At 65.7% G+C, this 25,866-nt stretch carries 21 protein-coding genes and 1 riboswitch; of the genes, 9 read left to right on the top strand and 12 right to left on the bottom strand.

The window, feature by feature from the left end; all coding sequences use genetic code 11:
* Positions 1 to 59 precede the first annotated feature (59 nt).
* Together ACVWZ5_RS18905 and ACVWZ5_RS18900 are read right to left on the bottom strand one after the other, a co-directional pair.
* A complete protein-coding gene (locus ACVWZ5_RS18905; protein WP_062572624.1) occupies positions 60 to 446 on the bottom strand; it encodes an MAPEG family protein in 387 nt (128 codons plus the stop codon).
* 31 nt (positions 447 to 477) lie between these two features.
* Complete coding sequence (locus ACVWZ5_RS18900) at positions 478 to 1,311, bottom strand: DMT family transporter (RefSeq protein WP_062572623.1); 834 nt, start codon at positions 1,309 to 1,311, stop codon at positions 478 to 480.
* A gap of 195 nt (positions 1,312 to 1,506) precedes the next feature.
* Here ACVWZ5_RS18900 and ACVWZ5_RS18895 point away from each other — a divergent pair, with 195 nt between their 5' ends.
* Positions 1,507 to 2,745: a cation:proton antiporter gene (locus tag ACVWZ5_RS18895; RefSeq protein ID WP_096048853.1), complete on the top strand. Its 1,239-nt coding sequence runs from the start codon at positions 1,507 to 1,509 to the stop codon at positions 2,743 to 2,745.
* A 45-nt stretch (positions 2,746 to 2,790) separates the two neighbouring features.
* Here ACVWZ5_RS18895 and ACVWZ5_RS18890 read toward each other — a convergent pair whose 3' ends face one another.
* Positions 2,791 to 3,192, bottom strand: a complete 402-nt coding sequence (locus ACVWZ5_RS18890) for an acyl-CoA thioesterase (protein ID WP_050707228.1) — start codon at positions 3,190 to 3,192, stop codon at positions 2,791 to 2,793.
* Between the two features lie 179 nt (positions 3,193 to 3,371).
* A riboswitch (S-adenosyl-L-homocysteine riboswitch) is annotated at positions 3,372 to 3,468 on the top strand.
* A 21-nt stretch (positions 3,469 to 3,489) separates the two neighbouring features.
* On the opposite strand from ACVWZ5_RS18890, the gene ahcY reads away from it, so the two are divergent.
* The 5 genes from ahcY (at position 3,490) to ACVWZ5_RS18865 (ending at position 10,012) form a co-directional block, all read left to right on the top strand.
* Entirely contained in the window at positions 3,490 to 4,899 is a 1,410-nt protein-coding gene (gene ahcY, locus ACVWZ5_RS18885) for an adenosylhomocysteinase (protein WP_028688336.1), read from the top strand.
* Between the two features lie 139 nt (positions 4,900 to 5,038).
* Positions 5,039 to 5,884 carry a methylenetetrahydrofolate reductase [NAD(P)H] gene (metF, locus tag ACVWZ5_RS18880; RefSeq protein WP_062572621.1) on the top strand — a complete coding sequence of 282 codons (846 nt, stop codon included), beginning with the start codon at positions 5,039 to 5,041 and terminating at the stop codon, positions 5,882 to 5,884.
* A gap of 98 nt (positions 5,885 to 5,982) precedes the next feature.
* Positions 5,983 to 7,059 (top strand): hypothetical protein, encoded by a 1,077-nt coding sequence (locus ACVWZ5_RS18875; RefSeq protein ID WP_062572620.1) that lies wholly within the window; start codon positions 5,983 to 5,985, stop codon positions 7,057 to 7,059.
* A 5-nt stretch (positions 7,060 to 7,064) separates the two neighbouring features.
* Positions 7,065 to 7,898 (top strand): substrate-binding periplasmic protein, encoded by an 834-nt coding sequence (locus tag ACVWZ5_RS18870; RefSeq protein ID WP_280070562.1) that lies wholly within the window; start codon positions 7,065 to 7,067, stop codon positions 7,896 to 7,898.
* Positions 7,899 to 8,119: 221 nt separating this feature from the next.
* The gene (locus ACVWZ5_RS18865) at positions 8,120 to 10,012 is read left to right on the top strand and encodes a DEAD/DEAH box helicase (protein ID WP_062572619.1); all 1,893 of its coding nucleotides are present in this window, start codon (positions 8,120 to 8,122) and stop codon (positions 10,010 to 10,012) included.
* A 159-nt stretch (positions 10,013 to 10,171) separates the two neighbouring features.
* Here the strand turns inward: ACVWZ5_RS18865 and ACVWZ5_RS18860 are convergent, their stop codons facing one another.
* The 3 genes from ACVWZ5_RS18860 to ACVWZ5_RS18850 form a co-directional block, all read right to left on the bottom strand.
* Positions 10,172 to 10,750, bottom strand: coding sequence for a YceI family protein (locus ACVWZ5_RS18860; RefSeq protein WP_084943365.1), 579 nt, complete (start codon positions 10,748 to 10,750; stop codon positions 10,172 to 10,174).
* 34 nt (positions 10,751 to 10,784) lie between these two features.
* A complete protein-coding gene (locus tag ACVWZ5_RS18855) occupies positions 10,785 to 11,336 on the bottom strand; it encodes a cytochrome b (RefSeq protein WP_084943368.1) in 552 nt (183 codons plus the stop codon).
* 193 nt (positions 11,337 to 11,529) lie between these two features.
* Entirely contained in the window at positions 11,530 to 13,368 is a 1,839-nt protein-coding gene (locus ACVWZ5_RS18850; RefSeq protein WP_084943371.1) for a flavin monoamine oxidase family protein, read from the bottom strand.
* A gap of 205 nt (positions 13,369 to 13,573) precedes the next feature.
* Between ACVWZ5_RS18850 and ACVWZ5_RS18845 the strand changes: the two genes are divergently transcribed.
* From ACVWZ5_RS18845 to ACVWZ5_RS18835, 3 genes are all read left to right on the top strand, one after another.
* Positions 13,574 to 14,002 (top strand): hypothetical protein, encoded by a 429-nt coding sequence (locus tag ACVWZ5_RS18845; RefSeq protein WP_062572615.1) that lies wholly within the window; start codon positions 13,574 to 13,576, stop codon positions 14,000 to 14,002.
* Positions 14,003 to 14,075: 73 nt separating this feature from the next.
* Positions 14,076 to 15,482, top strand: coding sequence for an adenosylmethionine--8-amino-7-oxononanoate transaminase (locus ACVWZ5_RS18840; RefSeq protein ID WP_280070561.1), 1,407 nt, complete (start codon positions 14,076 to 14,078; stop codon positions 15,480 to 15,482).
* Positions 15,483 to 15,672: 190 nt separating this feature from the next.
* Positions 15,673 to 16,392, top strand: coding sequence for a 16S rRNA (uracil(1498)-N(3))-methyltransferase (locus ACVWZ5_RS18835; protein ID WP_062572613.1), 720 nt, complete (start codon positions 15,673 to 15,675; stop codon positions 16,390 to 16,392).
* Here ACVWZ5_RS18835 and trhA read toward each other — a convergent pair.
* From trhA to pilH, 6 genes are all read right to left on the bottom strand, one after another.
* Positions 16,389 to 17,006, bottom strand: a complete 618-nt coding sequence (gene trhA, locus ACVWZ5_RS18830; RefSeq protein WP_028688347.1) for a PAQR family membrane homeostasis protein TrhA — start codon at positions 17,004 to 17,006, stop codon at positions 16,389 to 16,391. The genes ACVWZ5_RS18835 and trhA overlap by 4 nt on opposite strands.
* A 70-nt stretch (positions 17,007 to 17,076) precedes the next feature.
* The gene (locus tag ACVWZ5_RS18825; RefSeq protein ID WP_028688348.1) at positions 17,077 to 17,550 is read right to left on the bottom strand and encodes a chemotaxis protein CheW; all 474 of its coding nucleotides are present in this window, start codon (positions 17,548 to 17,550) and stop codon (positions 17,077 to 17,079) included.
* Entirely contained in the window at positions 17,543 to 22,840 is a 5,298-nt protein-coding gene (locus ACVWZ5_RS18820) for an Hpt domain-containing protein (protein ID WP_280070560.1), read from the bottom strand. The genes ACVWZ5_RS18825 and ACVWZ5_RS18820 overlap by 8 nt, the downstream gene beginning before the upstream one ends.
* Positions 22,837 to 24,861: a methyl-accepting chemotaxis protein gene (locus tag ACVWZ5_RS18815; protein ID WP_143514963.1), complete on the bottom strand. Its 2,025-nt coding sequence runs from the start codon at positions 24,859 to 24,861 to the stop codon at positions 22,837 to 22,839. Before ACVWZ5_RS18815 ends, ACVWZ5_RS18820 begins: the two co-directional genes overlap by 4 nt.
* Before the next feature lie 63 nt (positions 24,862 to 24,924).
* Positions 24,925 to 25,479, bottom strand: coding sequence for a chemotaxis protein CheW (locus tag ACVWZ5_RS18810; protein ID WP_028688351.1), 555 nt, complete (start codon positions 25,477 to 25,479; stop codon positions 24,925 to 24,927).
* On the bottom strand, positions 25,476 to 25,841 hold the full coding sequence (gene pilH / locus ACVWZ5_RS18805; protein WP_028688352.1) for a twitching motility response regulator PilH: 366 nt from the start codon (positions 25,839 to 25,841) through the stop codon (positions 25,476 to 25,478). Before pilH ends, ACVWZ5_RS18810 begins: the two co-directional genes overlap by 4 nt.
* Positions 25,842 to 25,866 lie beyond the last annotated feature (25 nt).

Here is a 25,866-nt window from a genome sequence, read left to right as displayed (position 1 = left end):
CGCGGGGCAAGCCCGCTCCCACGATGATTGCGTGGGAGCGGGCTTGCCCCGCGATGCATTCAGATCGATACGACGAAGAACGCCACAATCAGCGCCATCCCGACGAACCACACCAGCGAACGCAGCACCGCCCAGTCCGCCAGGTAGCAGATGATGTAGAGCAGCCGGCTGGTGATGTACACCACCCCCAGCACATCCTGGGTCACCTGCTCGGCATTGCCGACGATATCGGCCACAAGAACCGCCGCGGCAAACGCGGGAAACGCCTCATAGCCGTTCAGCTGGGCAGCATGGGCGCGTCGAGGCAACCCTTCTAGCTTGTCCAGGAACGCACGCGGGTCGTGATTGGCGCGCAGGCCGAAACACCCGCTGCTGAGCTTGGCGATCAATGCGCACAGCGGCGGCAGGAACAGCGCGACGAGAATGCACCACAGGGCAACGGTCATCTACAGGACTCCTTGTTCACAGAGGATCGGTTCACAGCTTCATCACCAGCATGCCGGCCAGGACCAGCCCGCAAGCTAGGAGTCTCGGCCCGCCAAAAGGTTCTTTGAGGTAACGCATGCCCAGCAACACCACGAGGATCACGCTCAGCTCGCGCAGCGCCGCCGCCTCCGCCACCGATCCCAGGTGCATGGCCCACAGCACCAGGGCGTAGCTCAGCAGCACGCACACCCCCACCGCCAGCCCGAGACGCCATTGAGTGCGCCAAAACATGGCGAACGGTGCCCGCCGCGCCATCCCGGCCAGCAAGGGGAACGGCCAGGCGCTGAGCAGGGTCAGCCACACCAGGTAATCCCAGGGCTTGCCCCACAGGCGCACGGCCTGGCCGTCGAACCAGGTGTAGCAGCCGATGCACAGGCCGATCAGCGCCACCACCGGCAGCATCGACCAGGGCAGGCGATCACCGCCACCACCCTGCCACAACAGGCAGGCCATGCCGCAGGGGATCAGCAGGATGCCGATGATCTGCTGCTGGCTGAGCGACTCGCCGGCAAAAGCCAGGGTAAGTCCGAGCACGACCAAGGGCGACAAACCACGCATCAACGGATAGACCAGCCCCAGGTCACCGACGCGATAGGCTTTGATCAGCAGGTAACGGTAGAGCTGCTCGGCCAGCGCCGATGCCAGCAGCCAGGGCCAGATGCCCGCCGGGGGAAAATCGACGAACGCCACCGCCAGAATGGCGAAGACCAGTGCTACCAGGTCCATGCTGGCGATCACCAGAAGGCGTTCGCCGCTGAATTTGACGAGGGTGTTCCAGGTCGCGTGGAGCAGGGCTGCGACCAGTACCAGGGAGGTTGCCAGCACGCGGGGCTCCTTGCGCAATGACCAGGCGGCTGCACGCACTATAACGCTTGCTCCCATAAAGAATCTGCAATCCGTTCTGAGGAACGAATTCGGTATTTCCGGTCATAAGGTGTGTCCCGAGCCCCGCGCCAGATCATCCAAGAACTGCCGAGTTACTCGGGAAACGACTTGGAAGCCACTGTTACAGGATTCGGGATGCTTGAATTAGTTGCCGCGTTTATCTGCCTCACCACCCTCCTCACCTATGTGAACTACCGCTTCATCGGCCTACCGCCGGCCATCGGCGTGATGGTCACCGCACTGCTGTTCTCCCTGATACTGCAGGGCCTGAGCCTGATCGGCTTCCCCGGCCTGGAAGAGCGCGTCGAAGGCTTGATGAACCAGATCGACTTCAATGACCTGTTGATGCACTGGATGCTGTCGTTCCTGCTGTTCGCCGGCGCCTTGCACGTCAACCTCGCTGACCTGCGCAGCTACCGCTGGCCGATCGGCCTCTTGGCCACGATCGGGGTGCTGATCGCCACCGTGGTAATCGGCTACCTGGCGCACTGGGTGTTCGCCCTGTTCGGCTGGAACGTGCCGCTGATCTACTGCCTGCTGTTCGGCGCGCTGATCTCGCCGACCGACCCGATCGCCGTGCTCGGCGCGCTGCGCACCGCCAACGCCTCGAAACCACTGAAGACCACCATCGTAGGTGAGTCGCTGTTCAACGACGGCACCGCGGTGGTGGTATTCACCGTGCTACTGGGCATCATCCAGCTGGGCGAGACCCCGAGCGTGTCTGACACGGCCCTGCTGTTCGCCCGCGAAGCCATCGGTGGAGTGGTGTTCGGCGGGCTGATCGGCTACGCCACCTACCGCATGATCAAGAGCGTCGAGCAGTACCAGGTCGAGGTCATGCTGACCCTTGCGCTGGTGATCGGCGGCTCGGCCATGTGCTACGAGCTGCATGTGTCGGCGCCGATCGCCATGGTGGTGGCCGGCCTGATTATCGGCAACCTGGGGCGCAACCTGGCGATGAACGACATGACACGTCGCTACATGGACGGTTTCTGGGAACTGATCGACGACATGCTCAACGCCCTGCTGTTCGCCCTGATCGGCCTGGAGCTGCTGCTGCTGCCGTTCAACTGGCTGCACCTGGCGGCCGGTGGCGTGCTGGCGCTGGCGGTGCTGGCCTCGCGCCTGCTGACCGTGGCGCCGGCCATCGTGTTGCTGCGCCGCTGGCGGACCGTGCCGAAGGGCACCATCCGCGTGCTGACCTGGGGTGGCCTGCGTGGTGGCGTGTCGGTGGCCCTGGCGCTGTCGCTGCCACAGGGCGATGAACGTGACCTGCTGCTGTCGATCACCTACATCGTGGTGCTGTCGTCGATCCTGGTGCAGGGTCTGACGGTCGGCAAGGTGGTACGCAAGGTCAGCACACAGCCCGAGTAACAACGAGGGAGCGGCGGTGCGCCGCTCCCACGAGCCCTCCAGCGCTTATTCGACCGCGCTGTCCGGGAACTGATCCTGGATGTACTTGATCTCGGTCCGCCCGTGCGGCGCCGGCTGACCATCCTCGCCCAGGTTGACGAAGACCATCTTGTCGACGGTCAGGATCGCCTTGCGGGTGATCTTGTTGCGCACTTCGCACTTGAGGGTGATCGAGGTGCGGCCGAACTCGGTGGCGGTGATGCCCAGCTCGATGATGTCGCCCTGGCGCGAGGCGCTGACGAAGTTGATCTCGGAAATGTACTTGGTCACCACGCGCTGGTTGCCCAGCTGGACGATGGCGTAGATCGCCGCCTCCTCGTCAATCCAGCGCAGCAGGCTGCCGCCGAACAGGGTGCCGTTGGGGTTGAGGTCTTCGGGTTTTACCCATTTGCGGGTGTGAAAGTTCATCTGTACTCCTGACCTGCCTGGCTCACATGGGCTAATGATGGCAGACCGCTCGGCCACCCTCCATTGAACATCGACTATCGTCTCGATTAATCGACAGAAAGTCTTGGGTGTGTCACACGCCCGCGGCTATAATCCCTGCCGTTTAACATGGTCTCCCGCAGTGGTGGCCATCCCGCCACCCGACCGAGGGGCGCTGCAGCAGGCTCGGCCTGTCAGGCTCGGTCGGGGCGTTGTCCGCGCAAGCGGACGCTTAACGCACAACGGCGCCCATTCGCACACTACGAATGGAGGCTCTCAATGAGCGCTGTAAACACGCCTGCTGGTTTTTCCGACTTCAAGGTCGCCGATATCTCCCTGGCCGACTGGGGCCGCAAGGAAGTCATCATCGCCGAATCGGAAATGCCGGCACTGATGGGCCTGCGCCGCAAGTACCAAGCCGAGCAACCGCTCAAGGGCGCGAAGATCATCGGCTGCATCCACATGACCATCCAGACCGCCGTGCTGATTGAAACCCTGGTCGCGCTGGGCGCCGAAGTGCGCTGGTCGTCGTGCAACATCTTCTCCACCCAGGACCAGGCCGCCGCTGCCATCGCCGCCGCCGGTATCCCGGTGTTCGCCTGGAAAGGTGAAACCGAGCAAGAGTACGAGTGGTGCATCGAGCAGACCATCCTGAAAGACGGCCAGCCATGGGATGCCAACATGGTCCTGGACGACGGCGGTGACCTGACCGAAATCCTGCACAAGAAATACCCGGCCATGCTGGACAAGATCCACGGCGTGACCGAAGAAACCACCACCGGCGTGCACCGCCTGCTGGACATGCTGGCCAAGGGCGAGCTGAAAGTCCCGGCGATCAACGTCAACGACTCGGTCACCAAGAGCAAGAACGACAACAAGTACGGCTGCCGTCACAGCCTGAACGACGCCATCAAGCGCGGCACCGACCACCTGCTGTCGGGCAAGCAGGCCCTGGTGATCGGCTACGGCGACGTGGGCAAGGGCTCGGCCCAGTCCCTGCGTCAGGAAGGCATGATCGTCAAGGTCACCGAAGTCGACCCGATCTGCGCCATGCAGGCCTGCATGGACGGTTTCGAAGTGGTCTCGCCATTCAAGGACGGCATCAACACCGGTACCGAAGCCGGCATCAACAAGGACCTGCTGGGCCGCATCGACCTGATCGTCACCACCACCGGTAACGTCAACGTCTGCGACGCCAACATGCTCAAGGCCCTGAAGAAACGTGCCGTGGTCTGCAACATCGGCCACTTCGACAACGAGATCGACACCGCCTTCATGCGCAAGAACTGGGCGTGGGAAGAGGTCAAGCCGCAGGTGCACAAGATCCACCGCACCGGCGCTGGCGTATTCGACCCGCAGAACGACGACTACCTGATCCTGCTGGCCGAAGGACGCCTGGTGAACCTGGGCAACGCCACCGGCCACCCAAGCCGCATCATGGATGGCTCGTTCGCCAACCAGGTGCTGGCGCAGATCTTCCTGTTCGAGCAGAAGTTCGCCGAACTGCCAGCCGCCAAGAAGGCCGAGCGCCTGACCGTGGAAGTGCTGCCGAAGAAGCTGGACGAAGAAGTGGCCCTGGAAATGGTCCGCGGCTTCGGCGGCGTGGTCACCCAGCTGACCCCACAGCAGGCCGAGTACATCGGTGTGACCGTCGAAGGTCCGTTCAAGCCGGACGCCTACCGCTACTAAGCAGCGGCGCCAGCGCCGGGCTATCGCCCTGGTGCTGGCTGGCAACGCGTCGAACCGATGTCCGAGCCAGGCCGGCCCCAACCGTCCTGGCTTTTATTTGCAGGTAGCCGCCCCAGGCGCGCCACCGAAGGAACGAGAGATGTCACAAGAACGCCGCTACAGTTTCGAGTTCTTCCCCACCAAGACCGACGCCGGCCACGAGAAGCTGATGGGCGTCGCCCGCCAGTTGGCCAGCTACAACCCGGACTTCTTCTCCTGCACCTACGGTGCCGGTGGCTCGACCCGCGACCGCACGCTGAACACCGTGCTGCAGCTGGAAAGCGAAGTGAAAGTCCCCGCCGCCCCACACTTGTCCTGCGTGGGTGACAGCAAGGACGACCTGCGCGCCCTGCTCGCCGAGTACCAGGCCGCCGGCATCAGGCGCATCGTCGCCCTGCGCGGCGACCTGCCATCCGGCATGGGCATGGCCAGTGGCGAGCTGCGCTACGCCAGCGACCTGGTCGAGTTCATTCGCCAGGAAAGCGGCGACCACTTCCACCTGGAAGTGGCTGCGTATCCGGAGATGCACCCACAGGCACGTAACTTCGAGGCAGACCTTGCCAACTTCGTGCACAAGGTCAAGGCCGGCGCCGATAGCGCCATTACCCAGTACTTCTTCAACGCCGACAGCTACTTCTACTTCGTCGAGCGCGCACAGAAGCTGGGCGTGGACATCCCGGTAGTGCCCGGCATCATGCCGATCACCAACTACAGCAAGCTGGCACGCTTCTCCGACGCTTGCGGCGCCGAGATCCCGCGCTGGATCCGCAAGCAGCTGGAAGCCTATGCCGACGACACCGTCAGCATCCAGGCCTTCGGCGAGGAAGTGATCACCCGCATGTGCGAGCAATTGCTGCAAGGCGGCGCACCGGGCTTGCACTTCTACACCCTCAACCAGGCCGAGCCGAGCCTGGCGATCTGGAACAACCTGAAGCTGCCACGCTGAAAGATGTTGCCGGTAACAATTAATTAGAGCCATGAAGAAGGCTTTGCCTTAGGCTAAAGCCTTCTTCACTTCCGCCTCGCAATAGGTTACCGGCCAGCATGCAGCACCCTCATTCCGCTCACCCTCAGCTCGTCTACCTGGCATTCGGTCCGGCCACTTACCATCAGGAGGCCTGCTTCAGCATCGTCAGTGCCTTGGCCCACCTGCGATCCACCCCCGGCGTGTCCATGGACATCCAGGTCTACACCGACAACGCCGAGCCCTATCGCAACCTGCCGGTCACCGTTCACCTGCTCGACGAGGCCACCCGCAGAGCCTGGAACCAGCCACACGGCTACCATTTCCGCAGCAAGCACGTGCTGCTGCGCCAGGTCCTTGGGCACCACCCGCTGGCCGTGCTCATCGACACCGACACCTTCTTCCGTACCTCACCCAAGCACCTGTTCGACCGTGTCACCACCGGCAGCCTGCTGTGCAACGCTATTGGCGGACGCTACGGCGAGAACCAGAAATGCCTGCTTTACAAGAACCTGGTCGGCATTCTCGAAGAACGCGGCCTGGCCGACCGCCAGATGCCGCTGGTCAACTCCGGCGTGATCGGGCTCACCGCACAGGATGCCCCGGTCCTGGACCAGTCCATCGCCCTGATGGACGAACTGCACCCATTGGCCAGGGAAGCCTATACGCTCGAGGAGTTCTGCCTTGCAGTGGCGGCTTACCGTACGCTCAAGCTCAACGAGTGTACCGACGTCATCCACCATTACTGGAGCCGCAAAGCCCAGTTCCGCGCAAAGATCCAGGCCTGGCTGCACAAGCACGGCGACGCGCCGTTGAGCGAGGCGGCACTGGCGGACGTTGCGCTGGTCAACGACCAGCTCCCCCGCCCACCGGCCCTGCAACGCCTGGCATACAAGGCCTTGAGCCTTACACTGCCCAGCAAGGAGCGGCAATTCGCCCGCGAGCTGTTGTATGGCTGCTACCCCTACGAAAACGAATTCGATCGGGCATGCGCCTGCGCGTGGTGGGACAAAGCCCTGGAAAACCTCACCCAGCGCGAGGGGCAACCGGCCCCTGAGCAATTGCGCAAGTGCCTGCGCCACCCCGGCCTGCGCCTGGCACTGGGCCAGCGCAGGCAAGAGATCGAGACGCACCTGCTGAAACAGCGGCAGGCCTGACCCGCATGCCGGGCGTGCAACTGCGGGGGTTCCCCACATTGACCCCGCCACGCGCCAGGTACAAGGTCATCCATGCGCTCTGCCTGTTATGGCTTGTCTGCCTGAGTTCCCTGGCCCATGCCGAACGCCTGCGCATCGTCAGCGACGACTGGGCGCCCTACCTCTACCAGGAAAACGGTCAGCCCAAAGGCATCGACTACGAGGTAACCGACGAGGTGTTCAAGCGCCTGGGCGTCGAGGTGCAATGGCAGTTCCTGCCCTGGCGGCGCTGCCTGGCCATGGTCGAGCAAGGCCAGGCGGACGCGGTATTGGATATTTTCCGCGTCGACTCGCGCCAGGGTTACCTGGTCTACCCGGACGAACCCATGTCAGAGGTCGAGTTCGTCCTTTACCAGGCCCGCTCGCGCCCCCATCCGGTCAAACACCTCGAAGACCTGGCCGGGCTGACCGTGGGCACCTCGCCGGGCTACGCCTACGACGGCGACTTCGCTGAATCGCCGCTGTTCCGCCGGGAGCCAGCGCCCAGCCACGAAGCCAACTTTGGCAAGCTGGCGCTAGGGCGCATAGACCTGCTGGTGACCGACCGCAAGGTTGGTCGCTATGTCAGCCGCCAGCTTGGCCTGGAGCAGAACGTCGAGGCGCTGCCCCTGGTGATCAGCCGCCGCCAGCAATACCTGGGGCTGGCCCGCAAGCCAGGTCGCGAGCAGTTGGCACAGGCGTTCAGCGATGAACTGCGACGCTTCAAGCAGGAGCCGGCCTATGCGGCGATCAACGCCCGCTACCTGGGCAATCGGGATTTTCCTATCGCCGTTGAGCAGCAGGAACGCAGCACACCCTGATTGCTCTGTTATACTCGGGCCTTCCCGCCAGGCTCACGCCCGGACGCTCGGCCTCGCAACAGGCATCTCGACCCGCAGCAGCGCACCTTGCGCGCCGCCCGCAGGCTCCAGGATGCGCCGTGAACGCCCAGCTGGACCGGACGCGATCGCATCCCTCCGATGCCCGTCGCGCCAGGCAGAACACCCCATCGGGCCCAGCCCCCACGAGAACAGGATTGCCCATGTCCTTTGCTTCCCTCGGTCTCTCCGAGGCTCTTGTCCGCGCTATCGAGGCAGCGGGCTACACCCAGCCCACTCCGGTGCAACAGCGGGCCATTCCCGCCGTGTTGCAAGGTCGCGACCTGATGGTCGCCGCCCAGACAGGTACTGGTAAAACCGGCGGCTTCGCGCTCCCCATCCTCGAGCGCCTGTTCCCGGGTGGCCACCCCGACAAATCGCAACGCCACGGCCCGCGCCAACCGCGCGTGCTGGTGCTGACCCCGACCCGCGAGCTGGCCGCCCAGGTGCATGACAGCTTCAAGGTCTATGCCCGCGACCTGAACTTCATCAGCGCCTGCATCTTCGGCGGCGTCGGCATGAACCCGCAGGTCCAGGCCATGGCCAAGGGCGTCGACGTCCTGGTCGCCTGCCCGGGCCGCCTGCTCGACCTGGCCGGCCAGGGTAGCGTCGACCTTTCGCGGGTCGAGATCCTGGTGCTGGACGAAGCCGACCGCATGCTCGACATGGGCTTCATCCACGACGTCAAGAAAGTGCTGGCGCGCCTGCCGGCCAAGCGCCAGAACCTGCTGTTCTCGGCGACCTTCTCCAAGGACATCACCGACCTTGCCGACAAGCTGCTGCACAACCCCGAGCGCATCGAGGTCACGCCGCCAAACACCACCGTCGAGCGTATCGAGCAGCGTGTCTACCGCCTGCCGGCCAGCCACAAGCGCGCCCTGCTGGCGCACCTGATCACCCTGGGTGCCTGGGAACAGGTACTGGTGTTCACCCGTACCAAGCACGGCGCCAACCGCCTGGCCGAGTACCTCGAGAAGCACGGCCTGACTGCCGCGGCAATCCACGGCAACAAGAGCCAGAACGCCCGCACCAAGGCCCTGGCCGACTTCAAGGCCAACACCGTGCGCGTGCTGGTCGCCACCGACATCGCCGCCCGCGGCCTGGACATCGACCAATTGCCCCATGTGGTCAACTTCGAGCTGCCCAACGTCGAGGAAGACTACGTTCACCGCATCGGCCGCACCGGCCGTGCCGGTCGCTCGGGCGAGGCCATCTCGATGGTCGCCCCGGACGAAGAGAAACTGCTCAAGAGTATCGAGCGCGTCACCAAGCAGAAGATCCCGGACGGCGACCTGATGGGCTTCGACGCCTCCCAGGTCGAGGCCGAGAAGCCGGAAGTCCGCGAGCGCCAGCAGAACTCTGGTCGCGGTGGCCGCAACCAGCAACCTCGCGGCGAAGGCGGCAAGGAAGGCAGTGGCGGACGCAAGGACAAGGGCAAGGACAAAGGCCGCAACAAACCTGCGGGCGAGAAGCAGGCCGACAAGGAAAAGACCGGCGACAAGCAGCAAGGCCAGCAGCAGCGCAAGCCGCGTGACAAGAAGCCACGCCAGCAGCAGGTCGCACAGGGCCAGAAGGCCATCCCCCCGGTCCCCGCCGATCGTGACCCGGAAGAGTTTCTGGACGACGATGTGGATAACTTCGGCAACCGCGCCGACTACGTCAGTCCTTATCAGAACGCCAAGAACCAAGGCCGCAACCGTCGCCCAGGTGGCAATGGCGGGCAAGGCCAAGGCCAACGCAGTGGTGGTGGCCAGGCTCAAGGTCAAGGCCGTGGCAATGGCCAACAGCGCCAAGGCCAGGGCTCGGGTGAAAAACGCCCGCGCAACGGTGGTGGCAGTAATGGCGGTGCTCGTCGTGACAACAACGGTGGCCGTAACCGCCGTGACGAATCGGCTCGCCAGGAACCCGCCGTGCGCAACCCGCGCGAGTCCCAGAGCGCGCCGGTGATCATTCGCAAGGAATCCAAGCTCGACCGTTACCCAACGCCCGAGCAACTGGACGACCTGCCGAGCCGCCCACGCGGTGAGCGTCCGGCGCTGCTGACCCGCAAGGGCTGATCGAAACACCGAGGGGCCGCTACGCGGCCCTTTCGCGACACAAGGCCGCTCCCACAGGTACTGCGCTACGCCAAAGGGCTACGCTGAACTTGTGGGAGCGGCCTTGTGTCGCGAAAGGGCTGCATAGCAGCCCCTCGGTCGTTCAACTATTATTGCTAATTACTTCTGCTTCACACCTTCAACACTGATATCCAGGTCCAGGGTCTGGGAGGTCTCGCCTGGGCCTTTGATCCCGAAGTCGTTCAGGTTCAGCGTAGTGGTGGCGTTGAAGCCAGCGCGCTCGCCACCCCATGGGTCCTTGCCTTCACCATTGAACACAGCCTTGAAGGTGACCGGCTTGGTCACGCCGTGCAAGGTCAGGTCGCCGGTGACATCAGCGGTCTTCTTACCGGTCGACTTGACGCTGGTGGAGACGAACTTGGCCTGAGGGTACTTCTTCACATCAAGGAAGTCGGCGCTGGCAATGTGCTTGTCACGCTCGGCGTGGTTCGACCACAGGCTGGCGGTCTTCAGGTCGACGCTGATCTTGCTGGCTTCGGGCTCGGCACTGTCCCAGGTGAAGTTGCCGTCGAAGTCCTTGAAGGTGCCGTGGATGAAGCTGTAGCCCAGGTGGCTGATCTTCCAGTCAACGAACGCGTGCTGGCCTTCCTTGTCGATCTTGTATTCGGCGGCCATGGCCTGGCCGGCGGAGATCAGGGCGGTACCGAGCGCCAGAGCGGCAAAAGTCTTTTTCAACATCCTTACTTCCTTCCTTTGCAATTGAGGTTGAGAGTCAAGCTTTGCGGCCCAGCATGCGAGTCAGGGTCGCGTCACGGTCGATGAAATGGTGCTTGAGTGCCGCCAGGGCATGCAGCACCGCGAAAATCACCAGGCCCCAGGCCAGCCAGAGATGGATCACCCCGGCGGTGTCGGCCTGGTCAGGCAGGTCGCTGATCAGCGCCGGCACCTCGAACAGGCCGAACACCGGAATGCCGACACCGTCGGCGGTGGAAATCAGGTAGCCGGCGACCATCACCGCGAACAGGCCCAGGTACAGCGCCAGGTGACCCAGCTTGGCAGCCAGGCGGGTGACCTTGCCATGGTTGACCGGCGCCGGCGGTGGCGGGCTGATGAAACGCCAGAGCACACGCAGCAGCATGACGGCCAGCAGTACCAGGCCGATGCTCTTGTGCAGGTCGGGGCCGGTCTTGCGCCATGGGCTGTAGTAGTCGAGGCCGACCATCCACAGGCCCAGGCCGAACAGGCCGAAGACCGCCAGCGCCACGCCCCAGTGCAGGACGATGCTGACCAGGCCATAGCGGGAAGATGAGTTGCGCAGTTGCATGTTGGCGTATTCCCCGTGAAAGCTGCGCACAAGACTAGCGCTTAACGCATCGAATAAAAGCGTAAAAAATTGCTTCGGATTATCTAAAAATCCGATATTTAGTCTGCAAGCTTCCTATTAAGGAAACATTAACGATAGTCGTTTGGATGTGCCGACGCCATCGCGGGAGCCCGCGATGGCGGCTATAGCGAGATCAGCCGGCCTTGGCCTGGCTGTTGACCACCGGCTTCCTGGCCGGTTCCGACTTGGCGGTGGCCTTCTTCACCGGCGCTGGCTTGGCAGCGGGCTTGTGTGCCTGCTTGGCCGCAGGCTTGGCTGGAGCAGGCTTGGTGGAGGCAGGTTTAACCGCTTCCTCCTTGGCCACAGGTGCCGGGGCGACCGGGGCGGGGGCCGCTGCAGGCGCCGGGGCGATCTCCTCGGCCTTGGCGATTGGCGCGGCCTTGACCTCTGGCTTGTCAGCACCGCCGAACAGACGCGAGAAGAAGCCTGGCTTGTCCTGCTTGGCCTCCTCGACCTTCACAGGCTCCGCCTTGGCCGGAGCCTTGTCGGAGCCGCCGAACAGGTTGGAGAAGAACCCGCCCTTGTCCTTTGCCGCCACGGCGCCCGCTGCTCCAGCGGCGGCGGCGGCGGCAACCGGTGCGGCCTTGGCCGGGTCGAAGGACTTGCCTGCCGCCAGGTCCTGGACCTGGCTCGCAGCGCGCTGGCCGCTGCGCAGGGCGCCTTCGAGGGTGCCAGGGTAGAGTGCGTCGGTATGCTCGCCGGCAAAGGCGATACGCTGGACCGGACGCTCCCACAGACGCCAGTACTTGCTGATCTGGCCTGGGCCGTAGGCCAGGTAAGCGCCTCCCATGCCGGCATCGGTGCTGTAACGACGTACTTCGTAGCCGGTGAAGGCGCCACGGGCCTGCGGATAGAAGGCGTGCAGACGGATCAGCACCTGGTCGACCATCTGCTTGTCACCGAAGGCCTGCAGCAGACGAGCGTTGTCGCCGGACAGGTTGATCACCACGTTGGCGCCGCCCTTGAGCGCCGGCTCGATCCACAGCATGCCCAGGCCGGTGTTGGAGAAGATCTCGCCGGACATGCGCGCACGGCTTTCCCACACCGGGTTCTTGAACTTGAGCATCAATTGGTCGCGCCAGCCGTAGTTGGTGCCCTTCAGCGCGGCCAGGTGCTGGTTGTCCAGGCCCGGGGTCATCTGGATCTTGGCCAGGGCCCGCAGCGGCACGGCCATGACCAGGTAATCGGCCTGGTAACCCACGGCACCGACCTTCACCGTCACCCCATCCTTGTCCTGGACGATGGCGGTGACCGGCGAGCTGGTCTTGATGGTCTTGAGCTGCTTGACGAAGGCCTGGGCCAGCACCGGGCTGCCGCCTGGCAGGCGCGCGGCGCGCAGGTCGCGGTCGCTGACGTTGCGGTAGACGCGGCTCTGCTGGGCGAAATACAACAGCGACAGGCGCGAAGGTTCGTCGTATCGGGTACGGATCTGCTGGTTGACCAACTGACGGGCGGTCGCCGGCAGTTGCAGCTTGTCCAGCCAGGTGGACACGTTCATCTGGTCGAGGGCGAACAGGGTGCTGTTGGCCGCCGGGTTCAGCGGGTCCTCGATGGAGCGGGCCAGGTCGTCCAGGGTCTTCTCGTAGCGCTTGAGGGCCTCGGCAGTGGCCGGTTGCTTGGCAACCAGATCGGTCGCGTTGAAGTACTCGCCGTCGATCAGGTAGCCCGGGGTGCGCACGAATTCCGGCGCCGGCAAAGTGCCGACCTTGAAGCGCTCCAGGTACTGGTTGAGCACCGGCTGGGTCTTGCTGTTGCCGATCCACTCGCTGGTGGCCAACCCCGAACGCCCACCCATGCCCGACTTGGCTTCCAGCAGGGTGACCTGCCAGCCCTTGGCCTGCAGCTCGTAGGCTGCGGTCAGGCCTGCCAGGCCACCACCGACGACGATCGCCGTCTTGTCCTTGGCCAGCGCGGCACCGCTGGACACCCCGATCAATACCAACGCGCACAGGCGCACCCAAGCAGCAGCCATGATGGCGAACTCCGGTTAGAGAAGCGATAGAAGAGACGGGGAAGAATGCCCCGGGAGAGATGCGTTAAGAATACGTCACCTCTGCCGACCCTGCCACCGCAGTGACATCAAGTGCCTTTGACAACTGGTATTTTTGTCAGTAGCCGCTTGTCGCAGGAGCGTGCAGGCTTGGCGGGTACTCCACGGGCATGTCGAGGAAACCGCAGTGATCTACATGGAAGACGTTGCCAGCTGGATTGCCGCACCGCCCATGCCGGCGATCAACTGGCGTACCCCCTCCGGGCTGAGCATCATCTCCAGTGGCATTGCCTACAGCTCGCATTACCAGACAGACGAGGGGCGTATCGGCACCGAACTGATCGTCCGCGGCCAGTGCGATGTGGAATTCATCTTCGGCCAGACAGTCGACTGCCTGCTGCTCGAGGTCGACATCGACACGCCCGAGTGCGTGTCGACTGCCTATTGGCTGACCTTGCGCGACCAGCAATACATCGAGTTCACGCCAGGCCCTGGCCAGCCCGGGCCCTGCTGGCACGACGTGCCTGGGCCGCTCGACCGCCTGACCCTCTCCACCCTGCCCCAGTGCACCGTGCATGTGCGCCAACTGGAGTGGCGCCCGGCCTGGCGTCATTGAGCGGTTGTCCTGCCCCCCGGCATTGCTTAGGCTTACGCGGTCAAACCGTGCCGTAACGCCAGGAGAAGTGCCCATGGGCCTCAACGATCAGTGGATGCAACGCGACCTCAAGGTCCTGTGGCACCCCTGCACCCAGATGAAAGACCACGAGCAGCTGCCGCTGATTCCGATCCGCCGTGGCGAGGGCGTCTGGCTCGAGGACTTCGAGGGCAAGCGCTACCTGGACGCGGTCAGCTCCTGGTGGGTCAACGTGTTCGGCCATGCCAACCCGCGCATCAACCAGCGCATCAAGGACCAGGTCGACCAACTCGAGCACGTGATCCTGGCCGGCTTCAGCCACCAGCCGGCGATTGAGCTGTCCGAACGGTTGGTAGCCATGACCCCGGCCGGCCTGGAGCGGGTGTTCTACGCCGACAATGGCTCGTCGTGCATCGAAGTGGCGCTGAAGATGAGCTACCACTATTGGCAGAACATCGGCAAACCGCAGAAAAAGCGCTTCGTCACCCTGACCAACAGCTATCACGGCGAGACCATCGCGGCGATGTCGGTGGGCGACGTGCCGCTGTTCACAGAGACCTACAAGGCCCTGCTGCTGGACACCATCAAGGTGCCCAGCCCGGACTGCTACCTGCGCCCCAAAGGCATGGGCTGGGAGGAGCACTCACGGAACATGTTCGCGGCCATGGAGCAGACCTTGGCCGAACATCACGCCAGCATCGCCGCGGTGATCGTCGAGCCGCTGATCCAGGGCGCCGGCGGCATGCGCATGTACCACCCGGTGTACCTCAAGCTGCTGCGCGAGGCCTGCGACCGCTACGACGTGCACCTGATCCACGACGAGATCGCCGTGGGCTTCGGCCGCACCGGCACGATGTTCGCCTGCGAGCAGGCCGGCATCCGCCCGGACTTCCTGTGCCTGTCCAAGGCCCTGACCGGCGGCTACCTGCCCCTGGCCGCCTGCCTGACCACCGACAAGGTGTACCAGGCCTTCTATGACGACTACCCGACCCTGCGCGCGTTCCTCCACTCGCACAGCTACACCGGCAACCCCCTGGCCTGCGCCGCGGCCCTGGCGACCCTGGACATCTTCGCGCAGGACAACGTCATCGAAGCCAACAAGGCCCTGTCGGCGCGCATGGCCAGCGCCACCGCGCACCTGGCCGACCACGCCCATGTCGCCGAGATCCGCCAGACCGGCATGGCCCTGGCCATCGAGATGGTCCGGGACAAGGCCAGCAAGACCGCCTACCCCTGGCAGGAGCGTCGCGGCCTGAAGGTCTTCGAGCATGCCCTGACACGTGGCGCGCTGTTGCGCCCGCTGGGCAGCGTGGTGTACTTCCTGCCGCCCTACGTGATCACCCCGGAGCAGATCGACTTCCTGGCCGAAGTGGCCAGCGAAGGGATCGACATCGCCACCCGCGACCGCGTCAGCGTGGCGGTGCCGGCCGACTTCCACCCGGATTTCCGCGATCCGGGCTAGGCCCCAAGCCTTCACACGGCCCCCTGTAGGAGCGGCCTTGCCGAGGCGTCGGACCGGTCGGAAAGGGCTGCGCAGCAGCCCCAGGTTTTCAGCTTCGCAGCAGAAATTGCCGGGGCCGCTTTGCGGCCCTATCGCGACACAAGGCCGCTCCTACAGGGACGCTGCCCCCATTCAGATTCCGAGTAGAACCATGAGACTCTCCCGCTTCTTCATCGACGCCCCGCTTGGCCTTGGCGAGCACGAGCTCCCCGAAGCCCAGGCCCACTACATCGGCCGCGTCCTGCGCATGGCCGCCGGCGACGCCGTGCAGCTGTTCGACGGCAGCGGCCAGGAATACCTCGGCCAACTGCTCGAGGTGGGCAAGAAAAGCGTGCGCGTCAGCCTCGACCAGGCCCTCCCCGGCCAGGCCGACTCGCCGCTGCGCATTCACCTCGGCCAGGGCCTGTCCCGCGGCGAGCGCATGGACTGGGCGATCCAGAAGGCCACCGAACTGGGCGTCAACGAAATCACCCCGATCGTCAGCGAACGCTGCGAGGTGCGCCTGAAGGATGAGCGCGCCGACAAGCGCCTGGCCCACTGGCGCCAGGTGGCGATCAGCGCCAGCGAGCAGTGCGGTCGCTCGACCCTGCCGGTCATCCACCCGCCGGTTACCCTGGCCGAATGGCTCAAGGACACCGAGGCCGACCTCAAGCTGGTGCTGCACCCGGTGGCCGAACCGCTGACCCGTCACGAAAAACCTGCAAAGCTGGCCTTCCTGATCGGCCCGGAAGGCGGCCTGAGCGATGCGGAGGTCGAACAGGCCAAGGTCAGCGGCTACCACGCCGCTCGCCTCGGCCCACGGGTGCTGCGTACCGAGACAGCGCCGGTGGTGGCCTTGTCGGTAGCGCAGCAGTTGTGGGGCGACTTCTAAGACACGTAGAAGAACACCGCGACGAAGTGCATCAGGCTGCCGGCGATAACGAACAGGTGCCAGATGCCATGCCAGTGGCGGAACCGGCTGTCGAAGGCGAAGAAGATGATGCCGACGGTGTAGAACACGCCGCCGGCCGCCAGCCAGGCGAAGCCGGCACCGCCCAGGCTGTGCAGCAGCGGCTTGACCGCCACCAGCACGATCCAGCCCATCAGCGCGTAGATGATGATCGACAGGATCCGTGCCTCCGAACGCGGCTTGATCTCCTGCAGCATGCCGACCAGCGCCAGCCCCCAGACTACCCCGAACAAGCTCCAGCCCCACGGCCCGCGCAAGCTGACCAGGCAAAAGGGCGTGTAGCTTCCGGCAATCAGCAGGTAGATCGACAGGTGGTCGAGCTTGCGCATGATCCGCTTCGCTCGTCCGCGGGTGCTGTGGTAGAGGGTGGAGATGCTGTAGAGCAACAGCAGGGTAAAGCCGTAGATGGAGAAACTGACGATCTTCCAGGGATCGCCCTGCAGGCCGGCCACGACGATCAGCCAGACTGCGCCAATACAGGCCAGGACCGCACCGACCAGGTGGGTCCAGGCGTTGAAACGTTCACCGTAGTACATGCAAGCACAGACCTCGCTACGCCGTTCGGGTTCCTGAAAGCCCTATCACGGGGCAAGCCCAGACACCATCCTAGCCGGCGGCAGGTTGCAGTTGCGCGTCACGCACCAATCTTTCCAGCCCCGCCAGGTCCGGCACCCGCGCCACCTGCTCGCCCACCTGCACCGCCGCCAACTCCAACCCCGCCAACGGCACGTCGACATAGTTCAGCTGGCTGTCGAGCTTGCACGAGCGCGGGATACCCTGCAGCAGCAAAGCCAGGTAGCGCAGCCCGGTATCCCCCAGGGCGTTGAGCACCATCACCCGCGCCCGCTCGCCGCAAGGAGTCTGCCCGCCGCAAGCCGCCTCGAAGCCGATCAACGGCAGCCGTTGCTGGCGCCAGTCGACCCAGCCCAGGTGCCAGGCCGGTTCCCCTGGCTCACAAGCAATGACACGGTGTCCGATCAGCTCAGCCACCGCCACGTTGGGCAACACCAAGGTGCGGTCGCCCAGGGGCAGCAGCAACCCGGTCAGGCTGCTGCGCTGGCCGGCAATATGTTCAAGCATGGGGTTGGCTCCAGTGGGCGATGCTCTGCAGCAGCACCGATTCCTGGTACGGCTTGCCGAGGTATTCATTGACGCCAATGGCCATGGCCCGGTCGCGGTGCTTCTGGCCGGTACGCGAGGTGATCATGATGATCGGCAGCTGGCTCAGGCGCTCATCGCGACGGATCCGCGTGGCCACTTCGAAGCCGTCCATGCGCGGCATCTCGATATCCAGCAACAGCACATCCGGACGGTGCTCCTCGAGCAGCGCCATGGCATCGACGCCGTCCTTGGCCGTCAGCACGCTCATGCCGTGACGCTCGAGCAGGCGGCTGGTGACCTTGCGCACGGTCACCGAGTCGTCCACCACCATCACCAGCAATGGCCGCCGGGGCACCGGGCCAGTCAGCGCATGCGCCGCCTCGGCCACGCCCGGCAGGCGCGCCAGACGCCGTTGCTGTCCGCGCAACTGGCCAAGCAGGTCGAGAATCAGCACCACCCGCCCGTCCCCGAGCAGGGTGGCACCGGACAGCCCCGGCACTGCGGCGAACTGCGGGCCGAGGCTCTTGACCACGATCTCGCGGCTGGGCGACAGGCTGTCGACCTGGATGGCGAACGACTGCTCATGGGAATGGGTCAGCAGCACCGGCAGCGGCACGCTCTGGCCCAGCAGGCCGGGCTGGCCGCCGCCCTGCAGCAGGTCGCCGAGGTAGCGCAGCGCGTAGTCGTGGCCCGCGTAGCTGTAGCGCGGCGGGTCGAGCCGGTAACAGGCCTCCAGCTCCGCCGGTGGCACGCGCACGATGCCCTCGATGGTGTTCAGCGGAATGGCATACTGTTCCTCGTCCACGTGCACCATCAGCGCCCGGTTCACCGACACCGTGAACGGCAGGCGAATCAGGAAACGCGCGCCCTTGCCGGGACTGGACTCGATGCTCATCGAGCCGCCCAGTTGCTTGACCTCTTCATGGACCACATCCATGCCCAGGCCGCGGCCGGAGATCTGGGTGATCTTCTCGGCCGTGGAGAACCCGGGACGCAGGATGAACTGCAGGATCTCGTGGTCGCTCAGGCGCGCCTGCGGATCAAGCAGGCCACGCTTGATGGCCTTGTTGCGTACCGCCTCCAGCGGCACCCCGGCGCCGTCGTCGCTCATCTCGATGACGATGTCGGCGCCTTCGTGCAGCAGGTTCAGGTGAATGGTGCCCTGCTCCGGCTTGCCGGCGGCCAGGCGTGCCTCGCGGGCCTCCAGGCCATGGTCGACGGCGTTGCGCAGCATGTGTTCCAAGGGCGCCACCATGCGCTCGAGCACGCTGCGGTCAAGTTCGCCCTCGGCGTTGCCGACCACCAGCTCGACCTGCTTGCCCAGTTCGCTGGCCACCTGCCGTACCACCCGCTGCAAACGGGGTACCAGCCGCTCGAAAGGCACCATCAGGGTAGCGGTCAGGCCCTCCTGCAGCTGGCTGTTGACCCGCGCCTGCTGCTGCAGGAGGCTGTAGGCTTCCTGGGCCCTCTGCAGCAGGGTTTCCTTGAGGTCGAGCAGGTCCGAGGTGGATTCGAACAGTGCCCGCGACAATTGCTGCAGCTGGGAATGGCGGTCCATCTCCAGGGGGTCGAAATCGTCATAGGTGTCACCCTCGAACTGGTGACGGCTGGAAATCCGCCCCTGGGTCTCGATGTCCAGGCGCAACAGCTGGTCGCGCATGCGCTCCAGCGTGGTTTCCATCTCGTTGAGGGCGAACTGCGCATCGTTGACCTGCTGCTCGATACGCCCACGAATGACCGAGTGCTCACCGGCCAGGTTGCCCAGGTCGTCGAGCAGTTCGGCATCGACCTTGACCATATCGCCCGCCCGCTCGGGGGCTACGGCCGGGATTTCGGCGGGGGCCGGCTCGACCTGGGCCTGGCCGGCCACGCTGTCGGTCAGGGCGGCGCTGGAGAAGTTGCGGATGTAGTCGATCAGCGCCGTGGCCGCATGCAGCGGCTCGCCCAGGCGCGCCGCGTCGAGCATGTGCGCCAGGCGGTCATGGCAATTCTGCAGCAGGCTGAACAGGGCCGGCGTCGACGGCAGGCGCCCGGCGGCGAGCAGTTCGTAGAGAAATTCCAGCTCATGGGCGAGGTCGCCGATGGCGGCGATCTCGACCATGCGCGCGCCGCCCTTGAGCGTGTGCAGGTCGCGCAGCAGGTTCTCCACCTCGACCGTGTTGCGCGGGTCGGCCTGCCAGCGCGCCAGGGACTCGGCCGCGCTCTCGAGGATATCGGAGCTCTCTTCGAGGAATACCTCAAGCAGCTGCTTGTCGCCCTCGGTTTCTTCGTTGTCCTCCTGCGGCTCGCAGGCGACGGGAGGCGGGGCGCTGTGGCGGAACTCGCGCAACTCGCCCAGCAACGCCACCGCCGACAGCGGTGGCTGGCCCTCGCGCAGGCTGCGCAGCATTTCGGCCAGGGCGTCATGGCTGCGCCGGAGCAGCTCGAACAGCGCCGGGCCGGCACCTAGCCGGCGGTCCACCAGGCCTTCATAGAGCAGCGCCAGTTCCTGGGCCAGCACCTCGACGGCGCCGATCGCCGCCATCTGCGCCCCGCCCTTGAGGGTGAGCACATCGTGCTGCAGCGCCGACAGCGGCGACAGGCTGTCCGGATCGGACTTCCATTGCCGCAAGGCCTGGTCGGCACCGTCGAGGATATCCCCGGCTTCTTCGAGGAACAGCTCGACCAGTGCGGGGTCCGGCAACTCGCCTGGCGCTGTCAGCACCGTCACGCCGTTCGCCCCGACCAGCCCCAGGGCGGCAGGGTCGAGGGCATCGTCGAGCAGGCCATGCAGGGCAGCCAGGCATTCAGGCCGTGGGTTCGGGTCCTGGCCGGCGGCAATCTCGTCGAACAGGTCGAGCAGCGCCTCGTGGGCTTGCCGGGCGACAGCGAAGAAGCGCGGCGTGACCGCCAGGCTGCCCTCCTCAACCGCGCCATACAGGTCCAGCAGCCCTTCGCAGACCTCATCGACCTGCCACAGCTCGGCCTGGTGCGCGCCATGACCGAGGGTGGTCATTTCCTCGAGCAGCAGGTGCAGTTCGTGGTGCTGCGCAGGGTCGCCCTGCCAGTTGGCGAGCCGTGCCTCGGCATCGAGCAGGATGTCCATACCCATGGTCAGGAAGGTGGCCGTCAGCTGCGGGTCGCGTCGGGCCCGCCGCGGCGGGTGCGGTTCGGCCTGGAGCTGGGCCAGCCGGGCGTCGACCGTCTGCCCGACCTGCTCGATCAGCCCGGCGGCCCCGGGGATGGGCGCCAACGGCGTGCTGCCCAGCTGGGCCAGGCCCAGGTGGAACAGCGCACGCGCCGCCTCCAGCAGTTCGATCTCGGCCACTTGCAGGGGCAACTGGTGCCCCTTGTATTCGCGCACCAGGCGGTCCAGGGCGGTGGCCAGCTCCGCCACCGGCATCACGCCGGCCATGGCGGCGCTGCCCTTGAGGGTGTGCAGGGCGCGTTGCAGGCTGTCACTGACCGCGCTGCCGCGGCCGTCGACCGCCAGCAGGAAGCCTTCGAGCCCGGCCAGGTGACCTTGGGCCTCGTTGCGGAAGATCTCCAGCAATTGTGGATCGAGCCCATCGATACTGGCACTGGCCGGCGTGTCGTTGAGCGCCAGCGCATGCAGGTGCCCGGCCAGTTGCTCGATCTCGGCCGTGGGCGGCAACTGGCTGGCGGCGAAATCGGCCAGCAGGTCGGGCAGGCGCACGAACACCTGCTGCAGGGCCACCAGGCCTTCGGCGCTGAGCACGATGCGCCCTTCCAGCACCCGATTGAGGAGGTGCTCGGCGCCCCAGGCCAGCTCGGCCACGGCTTCGGCGTGGACCATCCGCCCACTGCCCTTGAGCGTGTGCAGTGCCCGGCGCACCTCGATCAATGCCTCGCGCAGGCCGTTGTCGGCGCGCCAGCGCAGCCATTGGCGCTCGATTTCCGGCAGCAGCTCGCCGGCTTCTTCGAGGAACACCTCGCGCAATTCATCGTCGATACCGTCCAGCGCCTGCTCGCCGCCGGCGGCTGCCGTGTCGCGCGCGCACTGCACGCCCAGCGCGGCCAGGCTGGCCCGGGCCATGTCGATGAAGCGCTGGGCGTCGGCCAGCGGATCGGCCACCCGCCATTGCAGCCAGGCCTCGCCGGCACTCAGGGCATCGGCCAGGTGCGCCAGTTCGTCCGCTTGCGGCTCATCCTCCAGGTGCACCAGCCAGCCCTGCACATAACCCGCGCAACCGGCAAACACCTCGGCGGCGGCCGGCAGCATCAGCATCGCCAGCGCCCCGCGCACCTGCTGGAGCAAGCCGGGCAGGGCCTGCAGGCGCTGGCGCGACCAGTCGGACTCCAGGCAATCGCCGATCAGGTCCTTGGCCTGCTGCAGCACGTTGAGCGACTCGTTGAGCACCAACTGGCGGATTTCGGCCAGGTCCGAGCCGGGCAAACTGCCGGGGGTGGTTTCCTCCAACGGTCCGACCATGCCGTTGAGGGTGGCCTCGACATACAGCAGTGCCCCGGCGACATCCATCAGCAGCGCTTCATCCACGGCGCCGTCCTTTTCGACCAGTGCCTGCAGCGCCAGCACCTGGTCGATGATCACCCGCCGCGGCTGCTGGAAGCCCAGCACCGCCAGGGTGTCGGCCACATGCCGCAAGGGCGGCAGCAGCGACTCCAGTGGCTCGCTGGGCGAGCGCTCGCCGCCGACGAAGGGGTCGAGGCGGTCCTTGATGCGCATCAGGTCGTCGCAAAGTGCCATCACCACCGAGCGCAGCGCATCGCGCCCCGGGCCGGCCTGCATGTGCTCGCGCCAGCTGCCCAAGGACAGGTCGAGGTTGGCCAAGTCCGCCGCCCCGGCCAGCCGTTGCCCCAGGTCGCCCAGCAGGCTGCCCTGGGCCAAGGGCTCGGCACCACGGCAGACCCGCAACTGGTTGAGCAGCGGCATGACCACCAGCGGCAGGTCGTGGCGCGCGCCGCGCAGGCGGTCCAGGTACGGCGGCAATTGCTCGAGCCCGCGGAACAGCGCCCCCAGGCAATCGCCGCGTGGGCTCACCTGACCGTCGGCCATGGCCCGCCCGAGCAGCTCCAGTTCCTCGGCCAGGCGCATCGCGCCCGGTAGCGCGAGCATGTGCAGGCAGCCGTGGACCTGGTGCAGGTTGTCGACGAAGAACGCCAGCATCGACAGGTCGCCCGGTTCCGCCGAGAAGCGCTCCAGGGCCTGGCGCGCCTGGCCCAGGCAATCGAGGATCGGCGCCTTGGTCCAGGCCAGGGCCACCGTGTCGTGGCGCTCGCCGGACGGGTTCAGGTGCGCCTCGCTCACGAGCGCTCCACCGGCTTGGGCAGGGTGAAGCCGGACACCGAGCGGCGCATCTCGCTGGCCATGCGCGCCAGGTGGCGGATACTGTCGGCGGTGGCGCCGGAGCCGGCGGAGGTCTGTGCGGTGATCTGCTGGATCACCGCCATGGTGTGGGAAATCTGCCCTGCCGAGGAGGTCTGCAACTGGGCGGCGTCGGAAATGCTGTGGATAAGTTCGGCCATGGTCTGCGACACACCCTCGATTTCCGCCAGGGCCACCCCGGCATCCTGGGCCAGGCGCGCGCCACGCACCACTTCGGCGGTGGTCTGCTCCATGGAGATCACCGCCTCGTTGGTATCGGCCTGAATGGTGCGCACCAATGCCTCGATCTGCCGCGTCGCCGAAGAGGAGCGCTCGGCCAGGCGTTGTACTTCATCGGCCACCACGGCGAAGCCGCGACCGGCCTCGCCGGCCAGCGAGGCCTGGATCGCCGCGTTGAGGGCGAGGATGTTGGTCTGGTCGGCAATGTCGTCGATCAGGCTTACGATGTCGCCGATCTCTTGGGAGGACTCGCCCAGACGCTTGATCCGCTTGGCGGTGTCCTGGATCTGCTCGCGGATGTTGTCCATGCCGTGGATGGTGTTGTGCACCACCTCGTTGCCCTTGTTGGCGATGGCCACCGAGCGCTCGGCCACCTTGGCCGACTCGTAGGCGTGGGCCGAGACGCGGTCGATCGACTCGACCATGTCGCCCACCGCCTCGGAGGCCTCGCTGATCTGCTCGGCCTGGTGCTCGGAGGCCTTGGCCAGCTGGCGGGCGGTGTTCTGGGTGTCCTGCACGGCGGCGGCGACCTGCTCGGCGCTGTGGTTGATGGTGGCCACCAGGTCGCGCAGCTGGTCGACCGAGTAGTTGATCGAGTCGGCGATGGCGCCGGTGAAGTCCTCGGTGACCGACACCGTGACGGTCAGGTCGCCGTCGGCCAGTTCCTCGATCTCGTCGAGCAGGCGCATGATCGCCTGCTGGTTGCGTTCGTTCTTCTCGGCGGTCTCGCGCAGCTGGCGGTGGGTGGCGCGCACCATCACCAGGCCGATGAGGATGATCGAAGCCAGCGCCAGCAGGCCGAGCACGTAGCCGCCGACGGTGTCCAGGGTGCGCCCGCCGGCCAGGTTCTCGAAACCGTTGGCCAGGTGCGAGGCCTCGTCGAGCAGGGTCTGCGACAGGCTGAAGATATTGCCGGCGGCCTCGCGTACCCGGAACAGTTCGGGCGAGGTCTCGAGGATCTCGTCCACCGAACCCGAGACGAACTGGAACAGCTCGGCGATCTCGGCCAGTCGCGCCCGGGCGTCGGCGTCCTCGACCCGGGTGACCTGGATCGCCGGGTTGCCGGCGAGCATGCCTTCGAGCACCTGGCCGAAGCGGCTGGCGTCGCGACCGAAGGCATCGGCGGCCTGCACCGAGGATTCGTCGCCGGCCAGCACGGTATTGACCGAGCCGAGAATGCGTTCGGCCAGCAGCAACTGGCGCTGGGCCACCGCCACCTGGTTGGCAGGCGCGCCGCTCTGCAGCAGGATCTCCACCACCTTCTCGTACTCGACCTGCAGCTGCGGCACGGTTTCGGCCAGGGTGGCCGCGACCTGATGCAGCGACAGCACGGTCTGTTCGCTGGCGAGGATGGTGTCGGTGTTCTTGCGCAGGTTCTCCCAGTCCTGGCGCACCGCGTCCATCTCGTCGCGCACCGTCACCGGCGCGGCGGGCAGGCCGGTGGTCTTGTCGCCCTCGCGCAGGTAGCCCCAGCGCCGCTCGAAGTCGTTGCGCGCGTCGCTGAGCAGCTTGAACGCCAGCGCCTTGCCCGCCGCCGCCTCGGTGGCGTTCTTGGCAATGCGCTGGGACAGCACGCGCAGCTCGCCGGCATGGCCGATGTACTGCTTGTCGTGGTTGGCCTGGGTGTTGAGGTAAGCGAAGTTGGCGAACAGCAGGACGATCGACAGGATCAGCACCACGAACAGCACGGTGATCTGCGCAGTGCTGCGCGGGCGCTGGGCCAGGGCGGCTGGCGAGACGCCTGCGGTGGCTACGGAAGGTCCTGGCTTGTTCACGTCGAAAATCCTCTACAACGCCACATCGAGAAAACCCGGGGCCTGTGCCAGGGCGAACGGGCTGAAGATCGCCCAATTGCGTTCACGGGGGAAATGGCCCTGCACGAAGGGCGTGGCCGCGCGGATCAATGGCTGCGGCGGCGACAGCTCGAGGCTGCTCAGGGCGAAGTGCTGCAGGCCGACCACTTCGTCCACCAACAGCCCGGCGAACAGCTCCTCATGGTCCAGCACCAGCACCCGCCGTTGCTTGCCCGCCGCCGCCGGGCCAAGGCCGAAGAACGCGCACAGGTCCATCACCGGCAACAGCCGCCCGCGCAGGTTGGCCACCCCGCGAACCCACGGCTGCACCCCCGGCACTCGACTGCTACGGGGCTCGCGCAGCACCTCGGCAACCTCGCCCATGGGCGCGACGAACCACTGCCCGGCAATGCGAAAGCCGATGCCGCTCCACTGCTGCAGGCGGGTGTCCTGCGGTGGCTGGTCGGCCACCAGCAGGCGGCAGCGCCGGTCGATGTCCAGCAACAGCTCGAAGGCGGTCAGCGACGCGCCCTGGGGCCGGGTGGTCAAGCGCCGAGCACTTCTTTCAACTTGGCGATCAGCGCCTCCTCCTCCACCGGCTTGGTCAGGAAATCGCGGGCACCCTGGCGCTGGGCCCAGATTCGGTCGGTTTCCTGGTCCTTGGTGGTCACCACGATCACCGGAATGGCGCTGGTTTCCGGATCCTTGCTCAGTTGCCGGGTGGCCTGGAAGCCGTTCATGCCAGGCATGACGATGTCCATCAGCACGGCATCGGGCTTCTCCTGGCGGGCCAGGGCCACGCCGTCGGCGCCATTGTCAGCCTTGAGCACCCCATAGCCGCTTTTCTCCAGCCATTCGGTCAATCTGTACATCTCTGTCGGCGAGTCGTCGACAATCAGAATTCGGGCCATGCTGTTTCCCCATCAGGAAATAGAG

It is taken from the genome of Pseudomonas sp. TE6283, assembly GCF_054060555.1.
Note: the sequence above shows the minus strand (reverse complement) of the source record. Positions and strands in the feature narration are given on the sequence as shown.

What these genes read in the sequence shown, in the direction of transcription:
- ACVWZ5_RS18840 (WP_280070561.1), top strand. Translation starts at nt 14,076, where the DNA reads ATGGGCCTCAACGATCAGTGGATGCAACGCGACCTCAAGGTCCTGTGG.
- trhA (WP_028688347.1), bottom strand. Translation starts at nt 17,006, where the DNA reads ATGTACTACGGTGAACGTTTCAACGCCTGGACCCACCTGGTCGGTGCG.
- ACVWZ5_RS18895 (WP_096048853.1), top strand. Translation starts at nt 1,507, where the DNA reads ATGCTTGAATTAGTTGCCGCGTTTATCTGCCTCACCACCCTCCTCACC.
- ahcY (WP_028688336.1), top strand. Translation starts at nt 3,490, where the DNA reads ATGAGCGCTGTAAACACGCCTGCTGGTTTTTCCGACTTCAAGGTCGCC.
- ACVWZ5_RS18905 (WP_062572624.1), bottom strand. Translation starts at nt 446, where the DNA reads ATGACCGTTGCCCTGTGGTGCATTCTCGTCGCGCTGTTCCTGCCGCCG.
- ACVWZ5_RS18825 (WP_028688348.1), bottom strand. Translation starts at nt 17,550, where the DNA reads ATGCTTGAACATATTGCCGGCCAGCGCAGCAGCCTGACCGGGTTGCTG.
- ACVWZ5_RS18850 (WP_084943371.1), bottom strand. Translation starts at nt 13,368, where the DNA reads ATGGCTGCTGCTTGGGTGCGCCTGTGCGCGTTGGTATTGATCGGGGTG.
- pilH (WP_028688352.1), bottom strand. Translation starts at nt 25,841, where the DNA reads ATGGCCCGAATTCTGATTGTCGACGACTCGCCGACAGAGATGTACAGA.
- metF (WP_062572621.1), top strand. Translation starts at nt 5,039, where the DNA reads ATGTCACAAGAACGCCGCTACAGTTTCGAGTTCTTCCCCACCAAGACC.
- ACVWZ5_RS18870 (WP_280070562.1), top strand. Translation starts at nt 7,065, where the DNA reads ATGCCGGGCGTGCAACTGCGGGGGTTCCCCACATTGACCCCGCCACGC.
- ACVWZ5_RS18835 (WP_062572613.1), top strand. Translation starts at nt 15,673, where the DNA reads ATGAGACTCTCCCGCTTCTTCATCGACGCCCCGCTTGGCCTTGGCGAG.
- ACVWZ5_RS18855 (WP_084943368.1), bottom strand. Translation starts at nt 11,336, where the DNA reads ATGCAACTGCGCAACTCATCTTCCCGCTATGGCCTGGTCAGCATCGTC.
- ACVWZ5_RS18875 (WP_062572620.1), top strand. Translation starts at nt 5,983, where the DNA reads ATGCAGCACCCTCATTCCGCTCACCCTCAGCTCGTCTACCTGGCATTC.
- ACVWZ5_RS18860 (WP_084943365.1), bottom strand. Translation starts at nt 10,750, where the DNA reads ATGTTGAAAAAGACTTTTGCCGCTCTGGCGCTCGGTACCGCCCTGATC.
- ACVWZ5_RS18865 (WP_062572619.1), top strand. Translation starts at nt 8,120, where the DNA reads ATGTCCTTTGCTTCCCTCGGTCTCTCCGAGGCTCTTGTCCGCGCTATC.
- ACVWZ5_RS18890 (WP_050707228.1), bottom strand. Translation starts at nt 3,192, where the DNA reads ATGAACTTTCACACCCGCAAATGGGTAAAACCCGAAGACCTCAACCCC.